10 protein-coding genes are annotated in these 12,295 nt (G+C 35.4%); 7 read left to right on the top strand and 3 right to left on the bottom strand.

Annotated features, from left to right (window positions below; all coding sequences use genetic code 11):
• The first annotated feature begins 64 nt into the window (after positions 1–64).
• Complete coding sequence (locus AC06G9_RS04565) at positions 65–490, top strand: hypothetical protein (RefSeq protein ID WP_248754619.1); 426 nt, start codon at positions 65–67, stop codon at positions 488–490.
• 55 nt (positions 491–545) lie between these two features.
• Here AC06G9_RS04565 and recN read toward each other — a convergent pair whose 3' ends face one another.
• Complete coding sequence (recN, locus tag AC06G9_RS04560; RefSeq protein WP_480957602.1) at positions 546–2,213, bottom strand: DNA repair protein RecN; 1,668 nt, start codon at positions 2,211–2,213, stop codon at positions 546–548.
• Between the two features lie 633 nt (positions 2,214–2,846).
• On the opposite strand from recN, the gene AC06G9_RS04555 reads away from it, so the two are divergent.
• The 5 genes from AC06G9_RS04555 (at position 2,847) to AC06G9_RS04535 (ending at position 8,648) form a co-directional block, all read left to right on the top strand.
• Positions 2,847–3,935 carry a Fic family protein gene (locus tag AC06G9_RS04555; protein ID WP_045754324.1) on the top strand — a complete coding sequence of 363 codons (1,089 nt, stop codon included), beginning with the start codon at positions 2,847–2,849 and terminating at the stop codon, positions 3,933–3,935.
• Positions 3,936–4,194: 259 nt separating this feature from the next.
• The gene (locus tag AC06G9_RS04550) at positions 4,195–5,808 is read left to right on the top strand and encodes a DUF4139 domain-containing protein (protein ID WP_480957601.1); all 1,614 of its coding nucleotides are present in this window, start codon (positions 4,195–4,197) and stop codon (positions 5,806–5,808) included.
• 109 nt (positions 5,809–5,917) lie between these two features.
• Positions 5,918–6,550, top strand: coding sequence for a SprT-like domain-containing protein (locus AC06G9_RS04545; protein WP_045754322.1), 633 nt, complete (start codon positions 5,918–5,920; stop codon positions 6,548–6,550).
• Positions 6,540–8,189 (top strand): M28 family metallopeptidase, encoded by a 1,650-nt coding sequence (locus AC06G9_RS04540; protein ID WP_480957600.1) that lies wholly within the window; start codon positions 6,540–6,542, stop codon positions 8,187–8,189. Before AC06G9_RS04545 ends, AC06G9_RS04540 begins: the two co-directional genes overlap by 11 nt.
• Before the next feature lie 45 nt (positions 8,190–8,234).
• Positions 8,235–8,648, top strand: coding sequence for a hypothetical protein (locus AC06G9_RS04535; protein WP_045754321.1), 414 nt, complete (start codon positions 8,235–8,237; stop codon positions 8,646–8,648).
• A gap of 246 nt (positions 8,649–8,894) precedes the next feature.
• Here the strand turns inward: AC06G9_RS04535 and AC06G9_RS04530 are convergent, their stop codons facing one another.
• Positions 8,895–9,152 carry a hypothetical protein gene (locus tag AC06G9_RS04530; RefSeq protein WP_045755543.1) on the bottom strand — a complete coding sequence of 86 codons (258 nt, stop codon included), beginning with the start codon at positions 9,150–9,152 and terminating at the stop codon, positions 8,895–8,897.
• A 272-nt stretch (positions 9,153–9,424) separates the two neighbouring features.
• Between AC06G9_RS04530 and AC06G9_RS04525 the strand changes: the two genes are divergently transcribed.
• Positions 9,425–9,952 carry a hypothetical protein gene (locus tag AC06G9_RS04525; protein ID WP_045754320.1) on the top strand — a complete coding sequence of 176 codons (528 nt, stop codon included), beginning with the start codon at positions 9,425–9,427 and terminating at the stop codon, positions 9,950–9,952.
• Here AC06G9_RS04525 and tamL read toward each other — a convergent pair.
• Positions 9,949–12,294 carry a translocation and assembly module lipoprotein TamL gene (gene tamL / locus AC06G9_RS04520; RefSeq protein WP_480957599.1) on the bottom strand — a complete coding sequence of 782 codons (2,346 nt, stop codon included), beginning with the start codon at positions 12,292–12,294 and terminating at the stop codon, positions 9,949–9,951. The two genes, AC06G9_RS04525 and tamL, sit on opposite strands and share 4 nt — an antisense overlap.
• Position 12,295: the final 1 nt, after the last annotated feature.

Here is a 12,295-nt window from a genome sequence, read left to right as displayed (position 1 = left end):
ATAGAATGTTAAACTTTTTTAGTGACCAGCAGTCTTATAAATACGAAACAAAATAATTACAGATATGAAAAGAATTTTATTAGCCCTATTAATAGGTGGTGCAACCTTAACTTCACTTAGTTCTTGCACGAAAGAGTATGTAACAAATCAAAATTTCCTACCAGGAATAAGTTATACTGCAGCTGTACCAACTGCCGACTGGGATTTAATTGCAGGTGCTAATACTTATGTTGTAGAATTGGATTTCCCTGAATTGGATAAAAAATACTTTGATCATGGGACTGTTACTATTGCCATGAAGACAAAAAGTAATCCAACTCAGTATGAGATTATTCCTGCAACAATAGATAACTACAGCTATTCAGCTAATTATTCTATTGGAAAAATTAAAATCTATGCTAAAGAGGTTGGATCTTCTACAATAATAAAATCTCCCGAAGATATGACTGTGAAGATTACTCTAACTGACGCAGACAACGGTGGTAACTAGAAAATAAAAAGCCTCTTAAAAAAAGAGGCTTCTTTTTTTTAATCCTTCCCTTAGGCTATTCTACAATATTAAGCAATGCTTTTGCATGGGCCAAAGCTGCTGAAGTAGGTTTTATACCGCTTAACATTTGTGCTATTTCTTTGATGCGCTCTTCTTGATTTAACAAAACAATATTAGACTTCGTTTTATCACCTTCATCAATTTTATATACTTTGAAATGGGATTTGCCTTTTGAAGCAATCTGAGGTAAGTGGGATATGGCTATAACTTGCATATTGACTGCTAAACGCTCCATAATCTCTCCGACTTTGAGCGCTACTTCCCCCGAAATACCGGTATCAATCTCATCAAAAATAATCGTTGGTAAAGCGGAACTTTTTGCGACCAAAGACTTAATAGCAAGCATCACCCTAGAGAGCTCTCCTCCTGAAGCAACTTTATGAATCGCCTGTAACTCTTGTCCTTTATTTGCTGAAAATAAAAACTGGATGCTATTCATTCCACTTTCTTTCAACTCATTTTCGCCCAATTCCTCCAACTTCACTTCCAATTTAGCATTTGGCATCCCGACTTCTGCTAATACAGAAACCACATACTTCTCAATTGTAGGTAAGGCTTTTTTCCGGATTTCAGTTAAGGCTTTTCCCTTTTCAATTGTTTGCTGATACGATTCGGCTAACTCTTTCTCTAGCTCAAGAATGCGTTCATCTTGCGTATTGACATCTAATAATTTTTGCTCTAGAGCCTCTTGAATGGATAAGAGTTCTTCAACAGTATCGACATGATGCTTCTTCTGTAGGTTATATATCAAACTTAAGCGTTCGTTGATCTGTAACAACTTCTCTTCATCCAAATTTGTTCCTTGCTCCAAATAGCCAATTTCTGTTGCTATATCTTTAGCCTCGATCCATACACTTCTAAGGCGATTTGCGAGCTCTGGTAAAGCGGTTAAATAAGGTGCTACAGTTTCCAATTGCCCTAATGATTCTTTTAATTGTAGCACGACATTCTGCTCTTGCTCTTCCAGAATATGCATCGCTCCTAACAAGCCTCTTTTGATCTCCTCTGCGTTTTCAAGTTGCTGTTGTTCAGTTTCTAAGCTTACTTGTTCGTCTTCCGATAGATTCGCTTGATGAAGTTCATCAAATTGAAATTGATTGAAGTCCGCCTCGATATGCGCTTGCTTGGCAAGATCTTTTATCTTTTTCAATTCACTCTTCACTTTTTTATAAGTGAGGAATGAGGTGAGGTAGCTGTTTTTTAAATCGGCAGATTTTGCGACATTATCCACCACTAAAAATTGGAAATCTTCGGTATTGATCTGCAATGTGGCATGTTGGGAATGAATATCAATCAGCTTCTCGCCTAAGCTTTTAAGGATAGCAAGCGTCACGGGAGAATCGTTTACAAATGCACGCGATTTACCATCAACACTAATTTCACGTCTTATAATGGTTTCATCTTCATAGTCCAAATCATGCTGGTGAAAAAAGTCTTTGAGATCATATGCTTCAATTTGAAAGAATCCTTCGATGCTACATTTCTTATCTTGAGTAAAAAAATATTTACCTTCAATTCTACTGCCTAAAATAAGTGATAAGGCGCCCATGATAATGGATTTACCTGCCCCAGTTTCTCCGGTGATCATATTCAATCCTTTATCAAACTGGATGGATAATTCATCAATCAAAGCGTAATTCTTAATATCTAATCTCGCGAGCATACTTTTTTAGCTGTATATTTTTTTTCACTAACATTTATCTTGTTAAACTTCTGATGGTCTTTTGGATAACATGGATCATCTGCTGAAAACAATAATTTTTATATATTGAATTTTGTATTCGATTTATCTTGATTCTATATCAAACTTAGATAATTTTGTTTTAATTACGGTATTTATCATAACAAAATTATTCGATAGCAATTCCTTTTTTTAACCAGCATTGCTTAGCCATTATCCACCTATGCACCCACATCAAGAATTGCATTATAATTTATAAATAAATGAATATAATCATCTATAGTAAACTGAAATAATGCTTTTTATCAAATTATCAAGCACTAAGGTAATTACAAAATACCATAATTACTAAATAAAGTAGCTAAAAACCTACCAATGTTAGTAATTATACTGATAAAGCATTTTGTAATTAATAAAACTTCTATAAAAAAACATCATTTTCTATATGTCATGACAATGAAGTAGCATTGGAGATCGCAGAAAAGATCATGCTTAATCCTGTGACCTATTATAAAACATATGTTTTATAGTAAAAAATTATACATGAGAACCCTATCATGATAAATAAAATTAATTATCTTTACATGACACTACGTTCATATATAAAAACTTTGCATGATGGAAATAAATGTAGACTTACCGTATAATTCTCTACCACATTTACCTGTTCTACAATCAAAGATTGAGACAATACCTATATTAAGACAAGTGGCAAAGTCTGGTATAGCTTTGGCAGAGCTGAAAGGAATAATTCACACTTTACCAAACCCCTCCATCTTATTGAATGCCGTAATTCTAAAAGAGGCACGAGCGAGTTCTGAGATTGAAAATATAATTACTACACATGATAAACTTTATCAAGCACTTTCAATCAACGGAAGCCAAATAGACTCATCTACAAAAGAAGTTCTTCGCTATCGTGAAGCCATTTTAGAAGGTTATAGGCATATACAAGAACGCGGTTTCATAAATACGAATTTAATTATCACTATTCAACAGATATTAGAAGAAAACAATGCAGGATTGAGAAAGCTTCCTGGCACATCATTAAAAAATTCTGTAACAGGAGAAGTCATCTATACACCTCCAGATGATAAGGAAATGATCCTATTACTGATGAAAAATCTAGAAGATTACATGAATGAGGAAAATGAGATTTCACCGTTAATCAGGTTAGCCATACAACATTATCAATTTGAAAGTATCCACCCTTTCTATGATGGTAATGGCAGAACAGGTCGTATCCTTAACGTGCTATATCTAATTTTACATGGGCTCCTTGATAGTCCAGTACTGTATTTGAGTGATTATATTATCAAAAATAAGTCAGATTATTATTGCTTACTTCAAGAAGTAAGAACAAAAGATCGATGGGAAGAATGGATTCTTTTCATATTACATGCAGTTGAGGAAACATCAAAACAGACCATTTTACAAATCGATTCAATAAAAAACATCTTTACTTTGACACAGGAAAAGGTGAAAGCCGAAGCTCCCAAACTTTATAACAAGGAATTGCTGGAGCTAATTTTTGAGCAACCATATAGTAAAATTGAGTTTGTTGTCGAACGACTGAGAGTTTCAAGGATAACCGCATCAAAATACTTAAAAGGTCTTGAAAAGCTAGGTATATTATATTCAAAAAAAGTCTGGAAAGAAACGTTGTATATTAACAAATCATTGTTTGAGATATTGAAACAATAACCCATCTATAATTTCTTGATTTACAATATATCTATGATAATAGGCTATCTGTAACAGAATAGAAAAACTGTAACAAATTGTTAAGGGATATTTAAAGTAAAAATCCCAAAAAAAATGAAGTGCAGCGTATAACTTCTATTCTTGTACCTGTTAAGCTATATCTGCTACATCGTGATGTGATCATCATAGTGACGCTAAATAAATTTTTATGCAATCTTGCACTGTACTGCATCTTAATGTATATCATCAAAAGAACAATATGAATATAACAAAAATCACCTTAGCGATTGGTAGCGTTATTATCAGTGGCAGTTTATTTGCACAGAGTCCCCAAATTATTAAGACGGATTTAAGAGAGGTTATGCTCTATACGAATGCTGCTGAACTTAATCATCATGCTACCGTAAACCTAGCCAAAGGAACGAGTGAGCTTATATTTACACATATAGCCAATGGTATAGATGAAAACAGTATTCAGATCGGAAGCTCTCCTCACGTAACAGTGATGTCCGTACGGTCAGCTGTCAATTATATTGGTGCTGATGTTAAAAGCGATGCATTTGTAAAAGCTGAAAACTATTTTAAGAAGGAATCCCATACATTGGCAAATTTTCAAAATCAAAAAGCCACGGAAGAAAGTATCTTGAAACTGCTGGAGAGTAATCAAAAAATAGCAGGAGTAAATGGCAATACAACGGTGGCTGAACTTGCGAAGATGGCCGATTATTATAAGACTAAATATCTTGAGGTAAAAAGCAATATAACGGCTTTGGATGACCAAATACTCCTGCAACAAGATCTGGTAAACAAAGCTCAGATACAATTGGAGGAGGTAAAAGGGCAAACAACAGGTTCTGGAGGACAACTTATCGTACAGGTCATGAACAATCAAGCTGGAAACCAACCTTTCGACATTACTTACACATCTTCGCAGGCATCTTGGAATGCTTCTTACGACCTCCGGTCTGCTCATACCTCTTCGCCTTTGGCAATCATTTACAAAGCCAATGTAACCCAGGAAACTGGAATCGATTGGAAACAGGTACATCTTATATTAGCAAGTGGCAATCCTGCTCAATATGGTATTGTACCCAATTTAACTCCTTGGCAACTGTATTATAATCAACCGGTACAATCGCGTCCCATGATGCTTCAAAGCAAAGCTGACAACATGGTCTTCAATGAAGTTGCTGTATCTGATCAGAAGAACATACGGATTCGCGGAACGAGCAGTATCAACAGTTACACCGAACAAAACGAGAATCAGCTGAATACCACATTTGATATTTCTATCCCATACGATATTGCATCTAATGGCAAACCCCACAGTGTATCCTTAAAAGAGTATACACATCCTGCAACTTACAGTTATATTGCGATACCACGTATTGATCCGAATGTGTACTTGATGGCTGAACTGACGGATTATGAAAAACTCAATCTTCTACCCGGGACCGCAAATGTCATGTTTGAAAATATGTTGGTCGGAAAAATCTACATCAACCCGAATGACGCGACCGATACCCTAAAGCTGAGTATGGGAAGAGATAAAATGATCAGTATTAAACGCGATAAGATCAATGATCTATCTCAGACCAAGATCTTAGGTGGTAGTAAAAAGCAAAGCTTGGTTTATGAAATTACGATCAAAAACAATAAAAAGAATAGTGTGACCCTCAACTTGCAAGATCAGATTCCAATCGCGACAGATAAATCGATGGAAATCACTTTGGATGATCATAGCGGAGCTGATGTAGAAAAAGAAACTGGTCTACTCAAATGGAATGTAACTATTCCTGCTGGCGCTATTCAAAAAATACGATTTGGGTATTCTGTGAAATATCCAAAAGAAAAATTGGTGAGCATCTACTAATACCATCTATTAGAAAAAATGAAAAACCGCTGTAGGAATACAACGGTTTTTCGTTTTTAATTTCTTTCATCATACGGTCATTAATAATAAAAAAAGTTATGTTTGTGTTATGCAGGATTACAGTGCTACATTGCGTAAATTTATGCCGGAGGCGGCAGCGCCCATTATCTCTAGATGGATTAATGATACTGGCTGCTTATTTAAAATATCCAAATCCCGCAGTACCAAACTAGGCGACTACCGAGCACCTTTTCGTACTGATGGGCATCGTATATCGGTCAATCATGACCTCAATCCGTATTCTTTTTTGATTACCACCATCCATGAGTTTGCACATCTGCAAACTTGGCAGCAACATAAACATGCTGTAAAACCACATGGAAAAGAATGGAAAACTAATTTTCAAAATTTAATGGACCCTTTCTTAAAGCTGCAAATTTTTCCAGCTGAAATTGCTCGTGCAATCGCTCAATATTTGGAAAACCCCGCAGCTTCCAGTTGTACTGATCTTCATCTCTTTCGCACGCTTAAAAAATTTGACAAGCACTCCGATCAAGTTTTTACAGTGGAGATGTTACCGGATAAAAGTCATTTTAAACTACAAAATGGACGTGTCTTCCAAAAGCAAGAAAAGGTAAGAAAGCGCTATAAATGTCTGGAATTAACCAGCAATAAACTTTATCTTTTCCACCCTATTGCAGAAATTTATCCTATTGAAATCGCACATATACATGAAAAATAAGTTTAAACACCTTGCCCTCGGTATAGCATTGTTAGCCATGCTACATCCTGTATCGGCTCAAAAAAAACAAAATATCCTTGATCAAAAAGCAGTCGGCAGCATTACTGAAAAAAGCTATAAAAAGACGGTCCTCAAACTATCGTCGGATGAATTTATGGGGAGAAAACCTTTTACAAAGGGGGATACTCTGGCGACCAATTATATTGCGGATCAGTTTAAAAAGCTAGGACTAAAACCTGGAAATGGCAACAGTTACTTTCAGGAGGTTCCGATGGTGGAAATCACCTCAACTCCCAATGTAAGCCTCTCTTTGAAATCTTCGCAAGATGAACTTACCTTACAAAACCTTAGTGATTATGTGGTGACAAGCCGTCGTCTCCAAGAACAGGTCGAACTGAAAAATACGGAATTGGTTTTTGTGGGATTTGGTATTGTTGCTCCAGAATATCAGTGGAATGATTATCAAGATCTTGATGTAAAGGGAAAAACTGTCGTTGTCATGGTCAACGATCCTGGACATTATGATCAGTCTCTTTTTAAAGGTGATACGATGACCTATTATGGAAGATGGACTTATAAGTATGAAGAAGCGGCACGTCAAGGTGCAGCAGGCGTCATGATTATCCATCAGACAAAGGCCGCTAGTTACGGTTGGAATGTCATCCGTACAGGTTGGGGAAATGCTCCACAGATGGACTTAGACCATGTGGGCGATCCTAATCAATATGCACAAGTGGAAGGCTGGTTATCTACAGAAAGTACATCAAAGCTTTTTAAACTAGCAGGCTATGATGACTCGCTATTGGAAAAAGCTAAGAAAAGAGGCTTTAAAGCTGTTCCATTAGGAGTAAAAACAAATTTTGAGGTCAGCAATAAAATAAAAAGATCAAAGTCAAATAATGTCATAGCCAGACTTGAAGGTAAAAGCCGTCAAGATGAAAATATTATTTATACTGCACATTGGGATCACCTTGGTATTGGTGAACCGGTTCATGGAGATTCTATTTATAACGGAGCTATTGACAATGCTGCTGGTGTAGCTGCCTTATTTGAAATTGCAAAAGCTTTTAAAGCTGCCAAGAAAGCACCTGAACGTTCTATTGTATTCTTGGCCGTGACATCCGAAGAAGATGGATTGCTGGGATCTGACTATTATGTTAGAAATCCTATTTTTCCGTTAAAGACAACAGTTGCTAATATCAATATGGATGCTTTTAGCGCTGCTGGAGCAACAAAAGATATATCCATTGTTGGAAAAGGACAGTCGGAGATGGATGACTATGCCCAACGGTCTGCATTGAAATTTGGACGTTATACCAAAGCTGAAGGAAATCCAAGTTCTGGAGGTTTTTATCGTTCTGATCATTTTAATTTTGCTAAGGTAGGTGTCCCTGCCCTTTATGCTGGCAGCGGTAGTGATTATATCGAGCAAGATACTTCGATCATAGCGCAACGAAAGAAAGCTTTGGAAGGTCGGTATCATGCCGTAAATGACGAGGTGATTCCGGAGTGGAATTTTGAGGGGATGCTGGCCGATATCCGATTATTTTTTGATATTGGTTACACCTTAAGCCAAGAGGATATTTTCCCGAAATGGAAAGAAAAATCTGAATTTAAAGAAATAGGCGAAAAGCGTTAGTTATTTTATACTTTTGTATTCAAAGAATTAATTAAAGAAGAAATTATGTTACACTTACACTCTACATTAGCAATAATCTTATTGTTAGCTCTGATTGTTTCAATCATCATTACCTTTGTCAACTTCACAGGTAACAAACCGTACAATAGAAAAATTGCACTTTTAGGTTTTATCGCCTCTCACATGCAATTATTAATTGGATTGATTTTGTTCTTTGTACTCAAATACCCATCCATGATTTCAGGTTCTATTATGAAAGATCCTACGATGCGTTTTAAAATTATCGAGCACCCGCTTACAATGATTATTGCGATTGTATTGATTTCGATTGGCTATATTAAAGCTAAAAAATTGACTAATGCTAAGCAAGCTAACAAAACGGTTTTGATTTTTTACATTCTTGGTTTAATTCTGATCTTGGCACGTATTCCTTGGGGAACTTGGTCATTATTGGCATAATTAATCCTACTACCATAAAAAAAGCGATGTTTTTCCGAGGAAAAACCTCGCTTTTTTATGGATGCTATGTCGTTTAATATGAAAAACATAGCATCAAAACTTTTATTCTTATGAGCTGTTTTATATAAAATTTAAAAACATTTACCTGTGATCTGGATGTGACTATACCAAGGCTATTCGAAAAAAACAGCGTAAAAAAAACCTCAATTCGTTCAGAATTGAGGTTCATTATATTTTAATATAGCATTATTTGTTTTTTCCGAATCCTAAGATTCCAAAAACTGTTTTAAATGCAATAAGAGATGCTACTATAAGGCTAATATTTGCAATTGCTGAAAACAATGATACGTGTTGATCAAAGTTTGTGCAAACATCAGGAACAAATCTAATGAATACTCCTATAAGACCCAAAACGATAGCTATTGTTAAAGTCTTGTAATAATGAGTTTGATTTGCGTTATTATCAGTCTTTTTTGGTTCTCTATGTTGTATTGTCTCTGCCATTTCGATTTTATTTTTTTGTACCACAAAGGTACAAATTATTCATTGTTTCGGAAATAAAATAACAAAAACATTTATTGAATTATTAACGCTATCTATTTTATAAAGAGGTAGAAAATGTCTAAAATTGCATCGCAAACAAAATGAATGAAACATGATGCTCCAGAATCTCTACAAATCAAGAAAATATGGGTTCATGATCGCTTCATCACCTGTAAAACGAGTTCAGTCATACAGTTGAAAATGGATACTCATTATTAAGACAAATTTTTCTGATGAAAAAGTTATTATTCCTTCTCTTACTCATTCCGCTTTTGGGGAATGCACAGTTTCAAAAAATAGAAAATTTTGTGGTAAAAGAAAATTTATCCCGCAATGGTAAACTGGCTATTATTGCCGTAGATTCGTTAGAGAGAACAAACGAACGGATCAATGGTACTTATAAATTTAGCATCAATGGATTTACGCAAGAGCTAAAATTTCATGATGGAATTGCTGTTCCAAATGATAAAATAGAATCTTCCACCTTTGTATTTTTCAAACACAAAAATCAAGATACATCCAAAGGACGATTATTTTATATCTACAAATCGGACAAAGGACTGTCCACGTTTGCGATCAGTGGATTGATGTTTATCATCATTCCAGCGGTTATTTTACTGATTGCCTATGCTTTTAAGAAATTATTACTGACCGCCATTATATTGGCTGTGGGATTCTTTTTCTTTAACCATTCACAGGGCTTAAATATCTCTTCTATTATAGAGTCTATTTTTGCAAGCCTCAAAAATCTAATTTTTTAAAATGGTAATCCGATACCAAAGTTGTATTGAATAAAATTATAGCGATCGGGCTTATGTGTCTGATAATACTGATCCTTAAATTCTTTGGAATCGAAAAAATGTTTTAACACCCATTGATCGCTTCCTGAGAATTGAGGATCTTTTACTTTTAGGCCGGCATCAAGTCTAATGATAAAATAATCGGAGTCAAATCGTAATCCAAAACCTGTTCCAATAGCAATTTGCTTTAAAAATTTATCTGCCTTAAACTCTCCTTCGGGATTTAGTTCATTTTCTTTTAAGCGCCAAACGTTTCCAAAATCAATAAATGTGGCTCCATTCATCTTCGCTCCCAAGAAACTATTTAAGATTCGAAAACGATATTCTGCATTTCCTTCAATTTTTATTTCGCCTAATTGATCTAGGTTACGGAGGTTCAATCGCAAATCTTCTTGGACGCTTGCTCGATTATAATTACCAGGGCCTAATGTCCGTGCTTGCCATGCCCGCATGCCGTTCATACCACCACCATAAAAGCTCTTTTCAAAGATCATCAAGGTCGAATTATTACCATAAGGAACAGCAATACCTGGATTGATTCGAAAAACAAATTGTTGATTTCGTCCTAGATTACGATAAATCCGATAGTCCAATTCTGTTTTGGCATACTGTAGGTAAGGAACGCCCAGCACCTTTTTTTCAACATCGGCATTTTGATCAAACTTGATAACCTTACTCACCAGATCCAATATATTGCCACTTAAATCGATCGAGCCTTTAAAATAATTAAAATTTTCTTTCTTGGTCAATTTCTTGGCATTATAGATAAAGGAATACTGAGAGCCTAATCCGAAATATTCACGGTTGTTACTTCTTACATATAATAAGTAACCTTGATCTATTAAATTTTGTGCAAAGTTTTCATTTAACTTTCCTTGCCTGTATTCCAGCACGATGGGTGTAAAGCTGTGAAATTTATTTGCCGATTGATGCCATGAATAATTTAATGTATTGATAAAATACCGATTAGAATACGTTGCATCTTGATTGAAAATCTGCAAACTTGACGAAAAGGTTGTCTTAGCTAATCCATATTGTGCGGTATGATTAGTGTGAAATGGCGTCATCAATCTTGGGACAATTAAATTTACGCCAATTTGAACATCATTGTTAAAGATTTTATCCGAGATATTGCCTTGGAGTCTTGGATCAAAGAGTATACCGTATCGCAATTTTACCTCCAGCAACTCTGCGCCACCAAAAATATTACGATGGGAGAATGTATTTCCGATATTAAAACCACTCATACCAGAACTCAATGTAAATTCCCCTTCGATCTGATTGCCCATCAACGGTCGTGGAACCATTTCATAATATGCATCTAATGTATTGGAATCGGTCTTTTGATAATGAATCTTAATGCTCCTAAAACCATTCATCTCATACAAACGATCATAAGCCATGTTTTCTTTGGAAAGATTGTAGTAGTCTCCGGACTTTATATACATATAACGCTTCAACGGCTTCAACCTAAAATTGCGCGTTTCATCTGTAAAATGAATTTGGGAGATACTATCAGTTATTTTTCTGGCTTCTTTTTTTACTGTTCCGAAATTGCGTATGGTAACAAAAACCTGATCAATTTTATAAGCCTGGTGATTGGCGGAGTCACTGGGATTTTCCACTTGTATCTCCAGTTTAAGGCGATTATTTTTTGATGTCGAATCTACTGCGACCCGCATATATTGGCGTATATAATCATAGTAACCGTGATTACGCATCGCGAGATACAATTTTTCCCGTTCTGTGATCAAATTGACCGCGTCATACTGTGATCCTTCTTTAACCACACTGAAGGGTTTCACTTCTTGTTCATACAGATGGGCTACTGCACTATCGGCAAAATTGTAGCTGATCTTGTCCATATAGTACGGAATGCCTTCGGTAATATTAAAATTTATAGTTGCTCTTTTATTTTTAACCAAGATTTCAGGCTGTACTTTCGCGTCAAAAAAACCTTTTGTAAATAAAAACCTTTTGATCTGTGTGGCTGATAAATCTACTAAACTAGAGTCTAATAAATGAGGTGCTTCCCCAACATTTCTCAAATCCCGTTTTTTATATTTACCGTCTTTGGTATTGAAAAGGTTATATATAAATAAATTAACCCTTGAATTGGCTTTAATATCATTGGATACATACAGAGATGCTGATTCCTTCAGCTCTGGTCTGACCCCCTGAATATTCACATGATCAATCAACGCTTGATCTTCATTTAAGAATCGTGCTGAACGGCAAGATGTGAAAATTAGCAACAAAAGCGTTATACTTGTAAAAGCTAAAAAGCGTTGATTATTTATCATT

Source organism: Sphingobacterium sp. MAE, from assembly GCF_056711605.1.
The sequence above is the reverse complement of the archived record's forward strand: the minus strand, read 5'-3'. Positions and strand labels throughout refer to the sequence as shown.